At 45.1% G+C, this 17318-nt stretch carries 17 protein-coding genes; 9 read left to right on the top strand and 8 right to left on the bottom strand.

Features of this window, described 5'->3' with window-relative positions; translation table 11 throughout:
- The 6 genes from HUJ19_RS05540 to HUJ19_RS05565 all read left to right on the top strand — a co-directional run.
- Positions 1 to 479: 4a-hydroxytetrahydrobiopterin dehydratase (locus tag HUJ19_RS05540; RefSeq protein WP_290622708.1), on the top strand; the 479-nt coding region annotated here is incomplete at its 5' end.
- A 34-nt stretch (positions 480 to 513) separates the two neighbouring features.
- Complete coding sequence (gene rsgA / locus HUJ19_RS05545; RefSeq protein WP_290622709.1) at positions 514 to 1521, top strand: small ribosomal subunit biogenesis GTPase RsgA; 1008 nt, start codon at positions 514 to 516, stop codon at positions 1519 to 1521.
- 390 nt (positions 1522 to 1911) lie between these two features.
- Positions 1912 to 2763: an archaetidylserine decarboxylase gene (asd, locus tag HUJ19_RS05550; protein ID WP_290622710.1), complete on the top strand. Its 852-nt coding sequence runs from the start codon at positions 1912 to 1914 to the stop codon at positions 2761 to 2763.
- Between the two features lie 130 nt (positions 2764 to 2893).
- Positions 2894 to 3424, top strand: a complete 531-nt coding sequence (locus HUJ19_RS05555; protein ID WP_290622711.1) for a cytochrome b — start codon at positions 2894 to 2896, stop codon at positions 3422 to 3424.
- 322 nt (positions 3425 to 3746) lie between these two features.
- Positions 3747 to 5093 carry a sigma-54-dependent Fis family transcriptional regulator gene (locus HUJ19_RS05560; protein ID WP_290622712.1) on the top strand — a complete coding sequence of 449 codons (1347 nt, stop codon included), beginning with the start codon at positions 3747 to 3749 and terminating at the stop codon, positions 5091 to 5093.
- Between the two features lie 165 nt (positions 5094 to 5258).
- Positions 5259 to 7271, top strand: coding sequence for an Ig-like domain-containing protein (locus HUJ19_RS05565; protein WP_290622713.1), 2013 nt, complete (start codon positions 5259 to 5261; stop codon positions 7269 to 7271).
- A 90-nt stretch (positions 7272 to 7361) separates the two neighbouring features.
- Here HUJ19_RS05565 and HUJ19_RS05570 read toward each other — a convergent pair whose 3' ends face one another.
- Both HUJ19_RS05570 and HUJ19_RS05575 read right to left on the bottom strand, forming a co-directional pair.
- Positions 7362 to 9089, bottom strand: a complete 1728-nt coding sequence (locus tag HUJ19_RS05570) for a hypothetical protein (RefSeq protein ID WP_290622714.1) — start codon at positions 9087 to 9089, stop codon at positions 7362 to 7364.
- 377 nt (positions 9090 to 9466) lie between these two features.
- Positions 9467 to 10042 (bottom strand): DUF937 domain-containing protein, encoded by a 576-nt coding sequence (locus HUJ19_RS05575; protein ID WP_290622715.1) that lies wholly within the window; start codon positions 10040 to 10042, stop codon positions 9467 to 9469.
- Between the two features lie 98 nt (positions 10043 to 10140).
- Between HUJ19_RS05575 and HUJ19_RS05580 the strand changes: the two genes are divergently transcribed.
- A complete protein-coding gene (locus HUJ19_RS05580; protein ID WP_290622716.1) occupies positions 10141 to 10548 on the top strand; it encodes an MGMT family protein in 408 nt (135 codons plus the stop codon).
- Between the two features lie 8 nt (positions 10549 to 10556).
- On the opposite strand, the gene HUJ19_RS05585 is transcribed toward HUJ19_RS05580, so the two are convergent.
- The 6 genes from HUJ19_RS05585 to HUJ19_RS05610 all read right to left on the bottom strand — a co-directional run bounded on the left by HUJ19_RS05585 (position 10557) and on the right by HUJ19_RS05610 (position 16201).
- The gene (locus HUJ19_RS05585) at positions 10557 to 10925 is read right to left on the bottom strand and encodes a TraR/DksA family transcriptional regulator (protein ID WP_290622717.1); all 369 of its coding nucleotides are present in this window, start codon (positions 10923 to 10925) and stop codon (positions 10557 to 10559) included.
- Positions 10926 to 10939: 14 nt separating this feature from the next.
- Positions 10940 to 11278 (bottom strand): YqcC family protein, encoded by a 339-nt coding sequence (locus HUJ19_RS05590; protein ID WP_290622718.1) that lies wholly within the window; start codon positions 11276 to 11278, stop codon positions 10940 to 10942.
- A complete protein-coding gene (locus tag HUJ19_RS05595) occupies positions 11271 to 11846 on the bottom strand; it encodes a DUF2889 domain-containing protein (protein ID WP_290622719.1) in 576 nt (191 codons plus the stop codon). The genes HUJ19_RS05590 and HUJ19_RS05595 overlap by 8 nt, the downstream gene beginning before the upstream one ends.
- A 238-nt stretch (positions 11847 to 12084) precedes the next feature.
- Positions 12085 to 14307, bottom strand: a complete 2223-nt coding sequence (locus tag HUJ19_RS05600; protein WP_290622720.1) for a TonB-dependent receptor — start codon at positions 14305 to 14307, stop codon at positions 12085 to 12087.
- A 79-nt stretch (positions 14308 to 14386) separates the two neighbouring features.
- Positions 14387 to 14959 (bottom strand): response regulator, encoded by a 573-nt coding sequence (locus tag HUJ19_RS05605; protein ID WP_290622721.1) that lies wholly within the window; start codon positions 14957 to 14959, stop codon positions 14387 to 14389.
- 3 nt (positions 14960 to 14962) lie between these two features.
- Positions 14963 to 16201 carry an ATP-binding protein gene (locus tag HUJ19_RS05610; protein ID WP_290622722.1) on the bottom strand — a complete coding sequence of 413 codons (1239 nt, stop codon included), beginning with the start codon at positions 16199 to 16201 and terminating at the stop codon, positions 14963 to 14965.
- Positions 16202 to 16346: 145 nt separating this feature from the next.
- On the opposite strand from HUJ19_RS05610, the gene HUJ19_RS05615 reads away from it, so the two are divergent.
- Both HUJ19_RS05615 and greB read left to right on the top strand, forming a co-directional pair.
- The gene (locus HUJ19_RS05615; RefSeq protein ID WP_290622723.1) at positions 16347 to 16559 is read left to right on the top strand and encodes a hypothetical protein; all 213 of its coding nucleotides are present in this window, start codon (positions 16347 to 16349) and stop codon (positions 16557 to 16559) included.
- 8 nt (positions 16560 to 16567) lie between these two features.
- Positions 16568 to 17056 (top strand): transcription elongation factor GreB, encoded by a 489-nt coding sequence (gene greB, locus HUJ19_RS05620; protein WP_290622724.1) that lies wholly within the window; start codon positions 16568 to 16570, stop codon positions 17054 to 17056.
- The last annotated feature ends 262 nt before the right edge of the window (positions 17057 to 17318 follow it).

Here is a 17318-nt window from a genome sequence, read left to right on the forward strand (position 1 = left end):
CTGAAGTTTTCAGCTATTATAGTCGCAGTTTTTGCGCTCGTATGGAAGCGCCTGAACAGGTAACTCAAACCTGTTCACAGATAACAGCTAATAGATTAACAGGAGATATTATGAAACTGGCACAGCAACAATGTGTTCATAACGATGAAGCAAGAAGTCCGCTTGATGAAGACAAGCGCCAACAGTTAATGAATGAACAGTTGAGCAACTGGCAATTTGATAAAAACACGGGAGCGATATTCCGCAAGTTCAAATTCAAAAATTATTATCACACCATGGCCTTCGTCAATGCGGTGGCCTGGATTGCCAACAAGCAGGCACACCATCCTGATCTTGAAGTCAGCTATGGCCACTGCCTGGTTCGCTACACCACTCACGATGCAGGCAACAGTGTCTGTATGAATGATTTAATTTGTGCAGCCCATATCGATGCTCTTGAAAACAGTGGCAATTTTGGTCCTAATTTTCAGGAAGACTAATTTCTCCTTTATTGATAAAAACAGGTAACTTGCTTTGGCTAAACCCGAAAACAAATCCTCCAAGCGTTGGCGTAAAAAGCCCAACAAGCAGGTTAACTACACAAAACAGACCGTTGATCGCCACATTGATGAAGAAAGCCTGCTCGATCCTGAGCAGGGAATCGTCATCAGCCGGTTTGGCCAGCAGGTTGATATAGCCGATCAGGCTTTCGAAACTATCCGCTGTTTTTTACGCAAATCGAACGAAGTTCCGGTGGTTGGTGATCGGGTCTGGTTTCGACGCCAGAAGGATCTGCCCACCGGCATTCTGGTTGAACTGCAACCTCGCCATTCTCTGCTCAAGCGCCCCACTCCACACCACGGAGTTAAACCGGTAGCAGCCAACATTGATCTGATAGCACTTTTACTGGCGCCAGAGCCAGCCTTCTCAGAGGTGTTATTGGATCGTTACCTGGTGGCGGCTCAGTCCAGCGAGTTGCCAGTCTGGATTATCATGAACAAGTGGGACACGGTTGAAGAAAGCCAAAAAGACGCGATCAAAAATCGCTTAAAACTGTATCAGGGTTTAGGCTATCCGGTTTACTACATCAGCTCCAAAACTGGTGAAGGAGTTAATCAGCTGATCAATGACTTAACAGGTAAGCAGCTATTACTGGCTGGCCAATCAGGCGTCGGAAAATCAACCCTGATTGGCTATCTGTTTCCTGACATGCAAATCGCCACCGGTGAAGTTTCCGAAACCTCTGGCCTTGGCACCCATACCACAACAGCTTCCAGACTTTACAGGCTCAACACAGACACCTACCTGGTCGACTCGCCTGGTGTTCGCGAATTTGGTTTATGGCATCTGGAAGATGACGACATCAAGCAGGGCTTTATTGAAATATCGCAGATTGGCGAGCAATGCAAATTCCGTGACTGCAAACATCTTAATGAACCAGGTTGTGCCGTACTGGCCGCCGCTAAAGCAGGTACCATCGCCGCCAGCCGTCTGAAGAATTATCAGCATCTGATCCAGCACTTTGATCAGCCTTTTGCTTAAGTTCCCATGGAATAGGCACCGAGGGATCTCCACGACCATGAATTAAATTTGTCATTGCGAGTCATGAGGTCATTTTCTTGACCGAATGACGTGGTGACCAACGGAAATGCCCTTGGGTGCAATCTCGTGAACAGGACTAAAGTCAGTCTTTATTACCAGATTGCCACACTCCTTTCAGTCGCACCACGGGCACTCCTTCCAGTCGTTCGCAATGACGTTCTAGCAATTAATAATTTAAGAGCTCCCCTCAAGTCGTCATTCGATAAGACCATAGGTTACTTATTTTGAATGGCTTTCTCAGGAGAGGAGCAGGCCGGTCCATCCACCAATAGTCTGAGTCTTTTATTTAGGCTACAATATGCCCAATTATCCTTGGATTACTTAAAACCCATGTCCGACACATTAAAAGTATTATCGCAATATCTGATTCCCCAACACGGCATCTCACTGCTGATGGGAAGAATTGCCGAAAGCGAAAACGTCAAAATAAAAAATGCCTTCATCAAATGGTTTATTAAAAAATACGGCATCGATATGAGTATTGCCGAGCGTGAAAAGCCAGAAGACTACAAAACCTTCAATGACTTTTTCACTCGCTCATTAAAGGCCGACGTCAGACCCATTGATTCAGATGAAAAATCTATTGTTCATCCAGCCGACGGCGCTATCAGCCAATTAGGCACCATTGAGAATGGTTATATCTTTCAGGCCAAAGGCCATACCTATTCGGCAAAAACTTTGCTGGGTGGCGACGCTGAATTAGCAAAACCATTTCAGGATGGGGAATTCGCAACTGTCTACCTTGCTCCCAAAGATTATCACCGCCTGCACATGCCGATTGATGGCGAGCTGACTAAAATGATTCATGTCCCGGGCAAGTTATTCAGTGTTAATCCTTTAACCGCACGCAAGGTTCCCAATCTATTTGCTCGCAATGAACGCGTGGTAGCCATGTTTGAAACCGAACTTGGTCCAATGGCCATGGTTCTGGTTGGTGCAACGATTGTCGGTAGCGTCGAAACTGTCTGGCATGGCACGGTTACCCCTCCCACTCGCAAAGAAGTGCGTAGCTGGGATTATGAAAAAGGCGAAGTCACATTAAGGAAAGGCGAAGAAATGGGTCGCTTTAAATTAGGCTCAACCATCATTTTATTATTTCCCAAGAGTACACTTGAATGGGCCAAAGGTATGAAAGCCTATGCACCAACAGTGATGGGCCAACCGATAGCTTATAAGAAATAATCCTTGTCCTATGGCTGGGTCTAATAAACTCAGCCATTAAACTCTTCACAACTCCTCTCAAACACTGCACTTGCTATTCCCCACAAAAGCGTCTTATATTGGTGCTTCATAACTAAATGGGGAATATGTTATGCAACAAAAATATTCATTAACACTACGCATTTTACACTGGCTGATCGGACTGATGCTGCTGGTCATGATAGGTGTTGGCTGGTATATGGCCAGCTTACCGATGGAAAGCGAACTCAAATACGAAATCTATCCGGTTCATAAGTCTTTTGGGCTGACTGTACTGGGGCTGGTCATCATTCGAATTTTCGTGAGACTTTTTTCAACGACTCCACCTCTACCCAAGGGTCTGGCAACTTGGGAAAAATGGCTAACCAAAATAACTCACTTCCTGTTCTATGTCCTGATGGTTGCAATTCCTATGGTGGGATATCTATCATCAGACTATCAGGGCTTCGATGTTGAATGGTTCGGAGTACCAATTCCGGGCATGGTTGCAGATAATGAAGACACAGCACATCTTATGCATGAGCTGCATGAAATCTTCGCTTACTTCCTTTTATTACTGATTATTTTACACTTGGCAGGAACTATTAAGCATCGTTGGTTTGATAAAGGATCTGACACCGATGTTTTAAAACGCATGCTATAAGTTCAAAAATCTCCAGCCGAAGCAACCTTACCAAAAGGCTTCTTGTTAACAAGAAGCCTTTTGTCATTTTAAGCAATAGATTATTCGTCATAAATAATGCCAGCCCACTGTAAAATATCTCAACTTTTCTTGCTACCAAAGTAAAGGAAGCTGACACTTTTTAACACTTATTTAAAACCACTTTTCAAGACTTTTATCGAACAACCTCTAGGTTTAATGAATACTAATTTGATATAATACAAAGCTTCAAAACGGTGAAGTCTATTGTTATGAATTCAATCAGGCTTTTATTAGTTTCTTGATTTAGATTGGGAGGCAAGGAATGCTCGACCACTCTCTTCACGACAGCCGCTCGATCCTCATTTTTGGGAACAGCGACTCTGCACAAGAACTCAGCGAACAGCTAAAAAACAACGGCTGGCAAATCTTTTTTACTCAGGAAAAGAGTCAATTCAAAAAACTGTTCCAGCATCACCTGTTTGAGGTGGTTGTTATCTTTTTATCAGTAGAACCGGAGCCGGCTATTACTGAATACGAAGAACTGGCTTCTTTAAATATGGCAACCAAATGGATCGCGATTATTCCTCATGAAAACTGGTTAGAGGATCACCCTAATTTTCTGTTCTCACACTTATTTTACGACTACCATCGTGAACCTCTGCGCTACGATTATTTTCTGGCAACAGTTGGACATGCGTTCGGCATGGCAGAATTACAAAACAAACAGCTCAACCAGCTTCAGGTACCTCAGGATAGTGATGACATCATTGGCCGCTCGCCTGCGACCATGCAAATAAAGCGCACCATCAACAAAGTTGCTATGGAAGATGCCACAGTTTTAATTACAGGCGAAAGCGGTACTGGCAAAGAATTAGCCGCGCGCAAAATTCATCAGCGCTCACGTCGTAAACAAGGCCCTTTTATTGCCATTAATTGCGCCGCTATTCCCGAGACTTTATTTTATTCAGAATTATTCGGCCACGAGAAAGGAGCCTTTACCAATGCGGACTCTAAAAAAATTGGCCGCATCGAAGCAGCAGATGGCGGCACTGTGTTTCTTGACGAAATCGGTGATCTGCCACTTAATCTTCAAGTTAATTTATTGCGCTTTCTGGAACTTAATCAAATCGAGCGATTGGGTAGCGTTAAAAGCATTACCGTCGACTGCCGCATCATCGTAGCCACCAATGTCAATCTCGAGCGAGCCGTTGAAGAAGGTCATTTTCGCGAAGACCTGTTTCATCGCATTAATGTGCTTACCCTGCACATGCCAGCCTTGCGTCACCGTCGTCAGGATATTCCACAACTGGCCAATCATTTTTTAAGTCAGTTCTGTGAAGGACACATGCATAAGACCTTTACCCAGCGTTGTCTTAATGCCATGAACCAATATCGCTGGCCTGGCAATGTGCGCGAACTGATGAATAGAATCCGTCGCGCTGTCATTTTATCAGAAGGCAATTTAATCACTGAGAAGCACATGGATTTATCCTTCAGTAATCATCAGAATGTCGTTAGCCTTAAGGAAGCCAAAGATAAAGCGGAGAAGGAAACATTGATTCTGTCGATAGAAAAATCCGGCTATAACCATACTCTTGCCGCAAAAAATTTAGGCATTTCCAGAACCAGCCTCTATCGGCTGTTAAATAAACACAACATCCCTATGTAACATAATTGGTAAAAACGTCTTAACCATCACAAGCCTGTTTCAGGCCAGCTCTCACTTTGTACAAAATTCAATCAATTGTTCGATTGTGTCATTTCTTTTTACACATGACTTTTCTAAGATTGGCCCCGTGAACCATCCTATCCAACTACCAACAAGAGGTTAATCATGAATTATCTTTTAAAAGGCGCGTTAGCGTCTGCGGGCTTCTTTGCGTTTTTATTTTGTGCAGGGAGCTATGCAAAGGATAATGTCGTGGAAGGAACCATCACTATCAACATTGAAGACGACTTTGCCAATAAGCGAAGTGAGTTGTCTTACCGACTAGTCAACAGTCAGGGTAAGGCCACTGAAGTGGTTTTCGATAAAGTGCCTCATTGGCTGGCTTCCAATCAGAAAGTTAGAATCCACGGCCAGCTTGATAAGGGCAAATTAAAAGCCTCGTCAGACTCGGTCAGCTTACTGCTTGATGAGTCAACTACTTCATCCATCAACGCAACCACCGAGTCAAATCAGGCTCTTGGCACTCATCAGCTATTAGTCGCAGAAGTGAATTTTGCCATCAACCCCATTGTGCGTTTTACTTCTGCTCAATTACACGATGCGCTGTTTAACACGGCGCATAACTATTTCCTGGAAAGTTCCTATCAACAGTTCGGACTAACCGGCCAGGCGCTGGAACCCATCACTGTTGATGTGGATGTCAGCAGCTGTGATACCTACGCTATCAGCAATGCTGCCGATAACATTATCCGTCAGCGTGGCTATGAGCCAGCGAATTATGATCATGTGATGTACGTGATTCCGACCCATCCAAACTGCACATGGTCTGGTAAAGCCAATGTGCAGGGTTCGCTTTCATGGATTAAACGTTTTGAATCGGATGTGATTCACCATGAGCTGGGCCACAATCTTGGGCTTTATCATGCTCATAGTAAAGATTGCGGTACTCAGGTTACAGCCGACTCAGGTTGTGCCGTCGGAGATTATGGCGACTACATCAGTGGCATGGGTAACGCTCGCGAAACCAATCATTTTAATGCTTTCCAAAAAGAGCAGCTGGGCTGGATGACGAACAAAGTTGAAACCCTGACCCAAAACGGCCAGGTCGTATTGTCTCCATTGGAAAGCAATGATTCCGACACCAAGGTGGCAAAAATTTTCAAACAGACCAAGACCAGCGGTGACAACGAATGGTATTACATTGAATACCGTCAGGCGATTGGCTTTGACGCACACCTTGCCGATAACTATCCACAGTTTTTAACTGGTGTACGTTTGCGTGAAGGTACCGATAATGCACCTAATGACAGTTACCTGTTAGATACCACGCCTGAAACATTAAGCTGGACTGATATCAGCTTACAACCGGGCCAGACGTTTCATGACTCTGCCAATGATGTCAGTATTAGTCTAATGGCAAGCGATGCAGGCAGCGCAGTTGTTGAAGTTAATTACGGTAAAGCTCCGGCAGTGTGTCAGAATCAGGCTCCAATCATTGAGCCACTCAGTAGCTCGTCCATAGCAACCAGTGCGGGCAGTAACCTTGAGTTGTTTTATAAGGTCACCAATCAGGATAGTTCTGAATGTAGCTCTTCGAACTTTAATCTATCTTCAAGCATGGATAGTTATATCAGTGGTGACTTTAATTATTCGAGTGTAACTCTTGCACCGGGTGCAAGTCAGGAAGTCAGCTTATCGCTTACGGTTGATAGCAATGCACCTGCTGGCGAATATGTAATAAGCAGTGAAGTCTCGCATGGGCAGACAGCACAAAGCGATCAACATGCTGCTTTTGTTACGGTGGAAGAACAAACCGTGATCCGCAATACAGCTCCGATTGCCACCAATGACACTGTACTGTTACCGAGTAAAACAAGCGTGACCTTTTCTCCATTGAATAATGATTATGATCCTGATGGAGATTTGCTCACCATCATTGGAGTTGAGCAAGGATCGAAAGGTGAGGTTATTTTAAATGCTGATAACAGCATGACCTATATTCCGGAAAAACCTTTTAAAGACAGCGATAGTTTCAGCTACACCATCAGTGATGGACAGCTCACCGCAACGGCAACGGTTCAGATCGGTCTTGAGAGTAGCACTAATGACGGTGATAACTCGGATAACACAACAGGAGGGGGTAAAGGCGGTGGTAACGGTGGCGGCAAAAATAAATAACGCTAACTAGAGCGTGTTGACCTTTGCGATTCAATTTTTTGATCTAAAAGAAACGGGGGCCGAAGCCCCCGTTGTGCTGCGCCTGGAATCCTACTCCTCTGGTTGAGGTAGAGGGCACAAGTCACAGGTTGCTGAATCGGAATCCTGAATAGGATTCGATGCAGAGCCGATATCACCAGGGGCTGCAACTGGAGACGTTGCTGAGACCGAAGCCTGGTTAGTTAAGTTGCCATCACTGCCGACTGGCAGTTCTGATGGTAGATAAGTTCCTGTTCGAGTTTCGCAGACTTTTCCTCCGAAGTTACCTTCAAGGAAACCATCGCCATCTTCACAGAAACCGCCTTCATTACAGGTATAACCTGCACCACAATCAACATCAATCAGACAGGTTTTTGGGAAGTCGAGCGAGAAGCTCTCGTTCAATGCCAAATCCTTGTTATCCGTTAAGATCACATCAAGCGGTGTATCACCGGTGTTACAGACATCCACCGAATAGTCTTTTTGTACGGCTACCAGATTACCTGTTTGAGTTAATGACAGATCACATTGTTTACTGATTGAGATCGCTGGAGAGAGAGAGAGCGAATCACAACCGGCTGTATATTGATCTGCCGTAATGCTGGAGCTGCCAAATGTAACGGAAGCATCCACGGTATTCATGCCACCGTTAACATCAGATACATACTGACCTGTCACTTGTAGCACTTCGTTTGGTGCCCAACCATCAGCACCACCGGTCAAACTACTGACCGCAGGAGTCAACTGGAATGCACTACCATCACTAGGTTGATCATCAATGGTGATGACTTCACCGGCACCAATGCTACCCACTCCTGTATTGGTCAGGCTGATGGTGTAATCAATGGTAAACTTGTTGTCGGCAGTTAAGGCAGAAGCGCTACAGGTTTTAGCCACTTCAATACTACATAATGGGAACTGACCACCGAGGAAGTCTTTCAACTGTGCAGTCTCGGAGCGAGAAGAGCGAGTTTCAATCAGGAAGCTACTGAAACATGGAGCTTCGCTTACCCCTGCATTCAACAGAGCTTGAGTCACGTTTAACCGTCCTTCAAACAGTGACTCATTAGGATAAACATCAGGGATTCCCGATTTGTTCACATAAGGCCACAAACCGTTAGCCACCCCTGCTAACTCCTGGTTGTCATTGGTAATCGCACAGGCTATTCCCGAATCTGTTGCCGTATTACATTTAGAGCCGGCATCACCTGATGAATAGAGTAAATCCAGATTGGTATCAACATCACCTCCAGAATCTACCCAGCGCATGACCTGCACAAAAGGTTGTGCATTAGTGCCCTGTGGATATTCCATTACAATGAATAAGTCATTCTCTTTATGCTGACCGGTAAATTGGTTGTTACCATTCGGGCCAACCTGATCCTGGAAGAACCAGAACCCCATAATGGCATCACCATTATTGGCATAACGCTCTGCTCCGAAATAAAAGACCAGGTCATTTCCGCCGCCCATTTTGGGAAGGAAATAAGCGGCTGCGTAACCATTCCTTAAATCATCTTTATCCGGAACAGCGCCATCCTTATACCACCACTGAGTGACATCCTCGGTATCCTTTGAGCCGCCTTTCCAGAAAATCGTTGCAGGCGGATCGTCACTGATAACTCCGGTTGCAACCGCAGCAGAACTGACGCCTAAATTGATATTTTGCCAATCATCCAGACTTGAGTTTTTAATTGCATTACCATCCAGTTCAACACTATCCGCAGGGTCTAATGCATACGCACTGGTTGCTGAGAATAATGCCATGGAACAGGCAAGCGCCCATCGTTTAATGTTCATAGTAAATCCTCCTTTTTGATCCTATGAATACCGACCTTCCAGTAGTCGACGTTGTCGATTCCAGGTCAGACACTATCTATCAAGCAAGGATCGTGCCAAGCAGGCTAACTACTTCATAAGTAAGAAAAAGATGAGTCGTCGCGAAAAGTCCGCGGCGAGCTATCAATGGCTTCTGTTCCAGATATAACACAGCGTATTGCTAGCGCCATTAAAGCTATTAAAAATCAGATAGTTGGAGAGGTTTGGGCTGTTCCATTTATGAAACAGTAGTGGATAGATAAGAACCAAAGAATGTTAATTTACTGCTCAAAAAACCTATAAGACAAGGACTTAGGCTATTTCCTAAAGATGGGAATCAGGAACAGGGAGCTTTAAGGCTAGCCTCTTTTTCCATAAAGCTCTTTTTGCTTTTGCAGAATCATTTCGCGTAAATTGGTGCCCTCTTCGATCTGCAAAATATCCAGCAAGGTTTCGCGTTTTTTCTTATCATCTACCTCATCAAGATATAAACCGAGTCGGCCCATCATTAAAGTTGCGGTTATCGGCAGGAGAATTTCCAGTGTATCCTGCTCAATGCCGGTGCGATGAGAAACATTGGTTGCCAGATCGCGGCTAACGTCCTTCTCCTTTAGCACATGTCCAAGAATATAGTTACCATTATCAATCGCTTTTGACTCGATGATCTGGTGTGGATATTTTAAAAATTCCTCGCTCTCGTTGCGAGCCAGCGCATCCATCAAAGCATCCAAACCACCGTAACTGACATTGTCTTTCAAACCTTGTTGCAATGCGTTCAGATACAGCTCCATAACTCTATGCAACTGATCCTGATGTAAGCTCAGTTGAATCCCAATTTCCTGCAATGGTCTTTGATCCATTGGCATCTTTTCGTTGCCAAAAATTAATTCCATCAGCGTTACCATTGCTACCTCCTCTTCTTGATGTTTTGACATCAGGGTCTGATAATTTCCACTATATTCCTCAAAGTGGATATAATCAAACCACTTTTGTGCTATTAAATTCAAGCTCTGATACAGATCAAGGTATTGATATGACTGATAATTCCGATGACAGACAGCAGCCGACGACATCTTCCAACAGCAAGGATAGGATGCAGCATTTTCGTCAGCAAGTGTATTATTGGGTTAAGCAGATTCCTCAGGGAAAAGTCAGTAGCTACGGCCATATTGCCAAGTTGGCAGGCTTTCCGCGTCACGCACGGCATGTCAGTAAAGCACTTGGCCTGGCTCATAGCGATCTTGAGCTGCCTTGGTTTCGTGTGATTGGTTCAGATGGGCGCATTGCTTTCAATTCAGACAGTCCTTATTACACAGAACAGTTAAACCGACTTAAAAAGGAAGGAGTGCAATTTATAAAAGGGAAGGTTACCGCTGACAGTTTCTGGTCACCACATGCTGATGATGATAGCGATATTTCAGCCGAGGAATTTTTCCGCTGATACCACTATTATTCCTGATGACGTAAACGCTCTTCCTTATAAGCCTGGCAATCGAGGCACAGCTCAGTCTCAGGCGCGACTTCCAGTCGCTTCTCACTGATTGGTTCATCACATTCAAGACAGAAACCATATTGTTCCTCTTCAATTCGCTTAAGCGCTTTTCTTACCGCAACCAGTCGCTGCTTATCACGCTCAACACCTGCTTCCGACATGGCCTGATCCATCAAGGCAGAGCCTCGAGACACACGACCAAAACGCGCCTGATCCAGCTCAACTTTTTCATTGACCTCTTCAGCCAAACCCAAAGCCTCGACCAGTTCCTGTTCGATCTGTAACAGCTCACTTTTAAAATGAGCAATCTTTTTATCATTGATCATGATTCACCTACTTTTTAATGCAGATGGCTTAAGTGCGAAATTTCATCAAACTTTCTGAGTAACTCTATTAACGATTTTAATTCTGGCTGATCCTTATAGACTTCTTCAGCCATTGGAGTGATCTGAGCTGGCCCTGGCGGCAAACGCTCTTCCTCTACATACTCACGCATTTTTGGCAGAAACACAAACTGAATCCATTCTTCCAGTTGCAAGGTATCGACACAGAACGGCATGCTACTTTGCAGTTTGTGATGTTCTGGATGCGACTCCGACCACAACTCAAGTTCAACCATGCGTTCTTCAATCCGGTCAAAAATTTCGATGTACTTGGTAACCCAGTCGATACTACTCATCTTCTACCTCATTAATATTTAACTGCTGCCCACGATATTTCTCTGGCCAGAACTCTTTAATAATTTCATTGCTGTCCGAAAAGCTATGGCAAGAATTCAACACATTATCACTAATCGGAAAACGACCATCCTCAGAAAAATTCATGTAAGGGTAAATGGTCTGAATAGCCGTTGTTGCCATCGGTCTCAATAATTCTAACAGGTGCGAGCAGCCTTCTACACCACCCACCAAGTCTTTTGCCTTCTGCGTCCAGCCACGGCCAATTTGCAAACCAATCAAGCGTTTATAATTAGTCTCTATCTGCGAACAAATCCGAAACGGTGTAATCGGCATTGAAGCTTCAACATCCTGGATCACCAGGTGATTATCCAGCGTCAATCGAAGCCACAGTTCATGGACTAGTTCACCAGGTTGTAATACGCCTCGTTGCAAGGTCGGAAAAGGATAACCCTTATCATCAGTCAGGTGCGCCTCAATATCCCACAGACCATCTTCTCTTAGATAGCCATTACACTGAATATGCCGGTAATGAATAGGTTTACGCTGTTGCGGTTTTGATAGTGCCATTATAGATGCCATTAAAAGTTATCATCACCCGACTATCATAACCCAGTTTGCTTCCTACTTAAAAAAACAGGACTTTAACATGCTGGACATAAAAAAAGCCCGCCGAAGCGGGCTTGTATCATTTGGCTCAATTTAACCACTCGGAGGGTCTGTTGACCTTTGAGGTTAAGTGTGAACCCAGGGAGAGACTAACATCGTTATTGTTATTGTAACTTCCTATAGCTATAGCAGTGAGCGCTTAGAAGTTAAATTTAACACCAACTCGTGCCGTTCTTGGTTTATCAGGACGTGCACCATAAGGTTCGCGAGCAACGATTGAGTCATCATCGAATAAATTATCAATGGTTGCATAGATGCTGGTGCTGTCGTTGATATCAAACTCGGATGCTAAATCAACGATGAAGCGGTCGTCAGTTTGCTGAAAGACGCCACAGGCTGGTTTAGTACAAGTACCATCGACATAGTTCAGGTTAGTGAAAAGATTCCACTCTGAGTTGTCATAGCCAACAGACAGTTGCATCTGGTTCTCAGGAATGTATGGAATTGGCTGACCATTTTCCACCGGGCCCCAGACATTACTGTCAAAAGTCGAAGCAAACTCGGTGTCAGTGTAGGTGTAGCTGAAGCTACCTAACCAGTTTTCGGCGAACTTGCCCACGATACGCAACTCAAGACCTTTAACCTCAGCTTCACCACCGTTAAAACGATCACCAAGTTCATCAATGCTACAACCACTGTTTGATAGAGTACATTCGCCCAATAGATTGTCGTAATCACTGTAGAAGGCAATCAATTCGCTGTTGTAGCTCTCGCCAGCAAAACGCACACCCATTTCATAGTTCCAGCTTTCTTCTGGCTTGTCAGTTGGGCTGTTTCCTGGAGGAGCAAAACCTTTATTCACACCAAACAATAGACTGGTGTTATCGCTCAATAACCATAAGGCACCAAATCCGGGCAATACTTCTGAAGCACTGTTCGTACGCACACTTGGCGCTGCACTGCGGTCAGTTGCATTAGCCCAGTCTTCGCGCTTTAAATCCACATCTTCGTAGCGAACGCCTGGCGTAAAGATCCAGTCACCATAAGTAATGGTATCGATCAGGTAGTAAGAATTAGCTTCTGCTGAAGAGACACGGTTACCAGCTGTACCCCAGTCATCAGCCTGGTCTAAAACTAAAGTGCCATCTTGCTGAATGTAGTAACTGTTACGCTGGAAACGATCTTCTTCATCTTCATGTACACGCAAACCTAATTGCAAGTCATGCTGTGCTTCGCCTACGGTGAAATCCCACTCAAAGCTGGCTTGAATACCTTCGCTCAAGTAAGCACGATTACCATCCGTTAGCTCAATGCGATCATTCGGCGCATCAGCACCATCCAGAATCGACTGGAAGTAAGCTGCGTTGCTGCCACCTGTATTGATTTCATTGACAACACTTGACCAGCTGTAACGAGTCGATGAACCTGGGTTTAAAGGATCATCCATGAAGAAGCCACCGGTTTTGAACCAGTTACGGGCCATTTCATTGCGATAGGCTGTCACACGCAAGTCAAAACTATCCGTTAAGTCTGCGTAGTAGCTCAATACATATTGGTCGTGCTCGCCGTCAAAATTATCCAGCGCTGAAACGCCATACATGCGATAAGGATTAGCGGCAAAGTCAGCATCAGTCAAACCGAGGTAAGACTGGTCTGAATCTTCAGTTGAGTGCTGAATTTTGATGTCCAGTTGCTGATAAACATCCGCTGAGTAATCTGAATTAAAACGAAACTTGGCAACATAATCATCTTTATCGAAGCCAGTTTCATCACCGTGACGATCAATGGTTTTAAAGCCATCGGTGACGTGCTTATTAGCTTCAAGCAAGTAACCAAAATTATCGCTGCTGTCGCCATAATAAGCGTATGCACGACGCTCGTTATTCTCGCCAAGCTCAAGTTTCAACTGGCCCTGAGCATCGACCGGAATCTGACGAGAAATCAAATTTACTGCACCACCCACAGTGAATGGGCCATACTTGATGGCCGCAGGGCCTTTCAATACTTCTATGCCAGTGATGCGATCAAATGTTGGGAAGTAATATGCTGACGAGGCTGAATAAGGTGCTGGTGCAATCAAAACGCCATCTTCCATCAGGGTAATTCGCCCTGAGCGCCCCGTTCCTGTACCACGAATACCGATGTTAGGGCGTAAACCCAAACCATCTTCGAGCTGGATGTAAACACCCGGAATCTGCTGTAAAGCGCGGTTAACATCGGTGTATTTGAATTCTTCCAGTTCAGTTTCTGAAACCACGTGCGCCGAACCCGGCACTTTTTGTGCAGCCTGGCTGTCGCCAATAATTTTGATAGTTTCGACTTGATCACCTTTTTTAAGGTCGTCAGCTAGCGTTGTTTGAGATGCTGTAAGCGCCACTGTGATAGCAACAGTTAATGCGCTGAAAGAGAAACGAGGTTGCATTGTTATACCCTGTAATGTGTTTGTAAGTGAACAACGCGCGCATTATAGATCTAAATGAGAACGATTATCAACTTCGTTACTATTTATTTTTGGGTTTTTTTGACAATTTCCTCTGTAAAGTCCTTCGATGCATGCCCAGGGCTCTGGCGGTAGCTGAAATGTTACCCTGATGCTGGGCCAATACCGTCTGAATATGCTCCCATTGCAGACGTTCAACCGACAGGATATCCTGCTGCGCATCACACTCAGCTTCCGGTTGCTCTACACTCTTCTGCTGGCTAGGTTCAGTTAATTCAATTGACTCTTGAGTCAGGGCATTGAGGATCTGGGTGGCATTGGCAGGTTTCGGCAGGTAATTATCAGCGCCAAGTTTCATCGCCTGTACCGTGGTTGCTATGCTGGCATAGCCAGTCAGCACCAGAATACTGGCCTGCGGATAGCGCTGGCGCAGTTGTGGCAAGATGTTTAGTCCTGACTCACCGTCCAGATACAAATCGAGTACTATGGAATCGAAATCTCCAGGCAGTTCCGCAGCTGATGCCTGCTCAAGGGTACTGACATGCGTGCAGTTGATGCCGCGGTTTTGTAACGAGTTTTGCAATACCTGAGCAAACACCGCATCATCCTCAATCAATAGCAGATGAGTCGTCATAATCTAATATCCGTTATCCGCTGATGCTTGCCACTGAATAGGCAAACTTACTGTCACCACAGCACCTTTGCCATGATTTGCTATCTCAATGGTGCCATCCATCAATTCAATACTGGCGCTGGAGATCAGGCTACCGGTACCCATCCCCTGCTGTGAGTTAAGGTTAGGCACATAACCATAGTTCTCTAACTGCTGCTCGGCGAGCCCATCGCCAAAATCAAAAATTCGCAGAGTGAGGTACGGCTGTTGACTCTCGTTCCTGTCAATCTCACAAGCTAACCTGATATGTGACTGTTGATTTAGCTGTGAAGCCTTGGCCGCATTATCCATGATATTAAGCAAGGCGCTGATAAAGCCGAGGTGACTGTTTAACTGATACTGGCTACTGCTACAGCCAGCTTGAGTATCCAGTTCCAGACTGACTTCCGGGTGAAGTAGTCGGAAGCTGGAAGTGACCTGACTTAACAGGTCACCTACCGAAAGCGTTTGATACTGGCGCTGCTTTAATTGTTCGAACTGTTGCTGAATATTCTGCGTAATCTTCTGGCATCGACGGATCTGCTGCTCCATTAACTTTTTATCATCCGATTCGGGCATATCATCAAGTATTACTGCCATGCTGGATAAAGGAGTATTTAATTGATGCGCTGCATCAGCCGCCGAAACCCCCAATGCCAGCAAATAGTCATCGCGCAACTGGCGTTGCTTCTGCTGCTCCAGCTCAAGCTGTTGCGCACGAGTGGCGGCCACTAATCGCACCACCAGGTAATAGAGCAGTATGGCACTTGCGATAAACACCAGCCACATCCCGACCAGATGAGAGTTGAAACTATGATGGGCCTGATGTTCCGAAACCTGACTGAGTAACAGGCTATAACCGGCTATGGAAACCACTAGTAAGCTTAATGCGTAGCGTGGCCTGAGCATCAAAGAAGCGGTTGCTACCGGCAGCAGTAACAGCGAGACCAGAGGGTTAGCGATTCCTCCAGTAAGATAGACATAAGCAATTAATAATAAGGCATCAAATAACAGGGCGATAAAAATACCCAGCTCACTGACTGAGCCGCGGCTGGCTACCAGAGTATGGAGCAATATCATGGCCTGAGCAGACAGAATCACCCAGATAACCGGTGAAGGCAACTGCTGAAGCCAGAACAGGTATAGCGCCTGCAATAACAAAGCAACGCCTCGCGCCCAGCTCAGAGGTGCCATAATCTGTTGGTTAAAATTCGCAGCAGCCATAAGTATCTCGGAAAATAGGTATATCAGAGAATTATAATAGACAGATACTAAATTCCCTAATCTGAGCATATTGGGCAAAGGCTCAAGACTTGTTAGCTGCATCTGCGCTATCATTAGACACACTTGGATTCATCGGAGTTCTACTATGTACAAATACTTTTCAATACTATTGATCCTTGTCGCTTTAAGCGCCTGCTCAAACGAAGAGAAGGAATCAGACAAGCTACTGTCAGACTACAAAAATCAACAGCTTGATAAAGCCAGACAGGTTGAAGAGGAAATGCAAAAGCGCGTGGACAATCTTGATCAACAATTAAAAGACGCCACTGAAACCAAAGAAGACGATCAACCTAACTAACATTAACCATGCAACGATCCAACTTAATCACTGCCGCCGGTGCGGTGCGCCTGCGCAATGAACTTGCCTATTTATGGAAAACCCTGCGCCCTGAAGTCACCCGCGCCATCAATGCCGCCGCCGCAGAAGGTGATCGCAGCGAAAACGCTGAATACATTTACCGCAAGAAACAACTGCGCGAAATTGATCGCCGTGTTCGTTACCTGCAAAAACGCACAGCCGAACTCAGAGTGATAGAGCACACCCCGCAAGAGAAAGACAAAGTCTTCTTTGGCGCACAAGTGACTCTAGAAGATGAGAATGGTCAGGAAATAATGTACCGCCTGGTGGGCTCCGACGAATTTGACCACAAGCCACACTACATCAGCATCGACTCACCGATGGCGCGCGCGCTACTGAAAAAACAGATTGATGATGAAGTGAAACTAAGACTACCAGATGGTGAAAAGTTATTCTGGATAATCAACATTGACTATCCATCACCGCATGAAGACTAACCGAATTTGAATTAAAGATATAACTAACAATTAAGCACCCAATCCCCCCTTTGATTGAGCTGAGAAGAAGACAAGACATAGCAATTCAAAACAGGACGTTTTGAATAGTAAAATTCGGGCCAGGGATGGAACGTATTTTACGGTGCGTTAAATGGCTTGGCGGATACGAGGGCAGTTGAGCGAAGCGAAACCTCAATCACGGGGTGTGGTATGAGTTATAAACATAGGTAACACTTTAGTCCACAAACATGGGTAACAGTTT

It is taken from the genome of Kangiella sp. (assembly GCF_014762745.1).
Lineage (GTDB): Bacteria > Pseudomonadota > Gammaproteobacteria > Enterobacterales > Kangiellaceae > Kangiella.

What these genes read in the sequence shown, in the direction of transcription:
- HUJ19_RS05585 (WP_290622717.1), bottom strand. Translation starts at nt 10,925, where the DNA reads ATGATCAATGATAAAAAGATTGCTCATTTTAAAAGTGAGCTGTTACAG.
- HUJ19_RS05615 (WP_290622723.1), top strand. Translation starts at nt 16,347, where the DNA reads ATGTACAAATACTTTTCAATACTATTGATCCTTGTCGCTTTAAGCGCC.
- HUJ19_RS05565 (WP_290622713.1), top strand. Translation starts at nt 5,259, where the DNA reads ATGAATTATCTTTTAAAAGGCGCGTTAGCGTCTGCGGGCTTCTTTGCG.
- HUJ19_RS05560 (WP_290622712.1), top strand. Translation starts at nt 3,747, where the DNA reads ATGCTCGACCACTCTCTTCACGACAGCCGCTCGATCCTCATTTTTGGG.
- HUJ19_RS05580 (WP_290622716.1), top strand. Translation starts at nt 10,141, where the DNA reads ATGACTGATAATTCCGATGACAGACAGCAGCCGACGACATCTTCCAAC.
- HUJ19_RS05575 (WP_290622715.1), bottom strand. Translation starts at nt 10,042, where the DNA reads ATGTCAAAACATCAAGAAGAGGAGGTAGCAATGGTAACGCTGATGGAA.
- HUJ19_RS05610 (WP_290622722.1), bottom strand. Translation starts at nt 16,201, where the DNA reads ATGGCTGCTGCGAATTTTAACCAACAGATTATGGCACCTCTGAGCTGG.
- HUJ19_RS05590 (WP_290622718.1), bottom strand. Translation starts at nt 11,278, where the DNA reads ATGAGTAGTATCGACTGGGTTACCAAGTACATCGAAATTTTTGACCGG.
- asd (WP_290622710.1), top strand. Translation starts at nt 1,912, where the DNA reads ATGTCCGACACATTAAAAGTATTATCGCAATATCTGATTCCCCAACAC.
- greB (WP_290622724.1), top strand. Translation starts at nt 16,568, where the DNA reads ATGCAACGATCCAACTTAATCACTGCCGCCGGTGCGGTGCGCCTGCGC.
- HUJ19_RS05600 (WP_290622720.1), bottom strand. Translation starts at nt 14,307, where the DNA reads ATGCAACCTCGTTTCTCTTTCAGCGCATTAACTGTTGCTATCACAGTG.
- HUJ19_RS05605 (WP_290622721.1), bottom strand. Translation starts at nt 14,959, where the DNA reads ATGACGACTCATCTGCTATTGATTGAGGATGATGCGGTGTTTGCTCAG.
- HUJ19_RS05555 (WP_290622711.1), top strand. Translation starts at nt 2,894, where the DNA reads ATGCAACAAAAATATTCATTAACACTACGCATTTTACACTGGCTGATC.
- HUJ19_RS05570 (WP_290622714.1), bottom strand. Translation starts at nt 9,089, where the DNA reads ATGAACATTAAACGATGGGCGCTTGCCTGTTCCATGGCATTATTCTCA.
- HUJ19_RS05595 (WP_290622719.1), bottom strand. Translation starts at nt 11,846, where the DNA reads ATGGCACTATCAAAACCGCAACAGCGTAAACCTATTCATTACCGGCAT.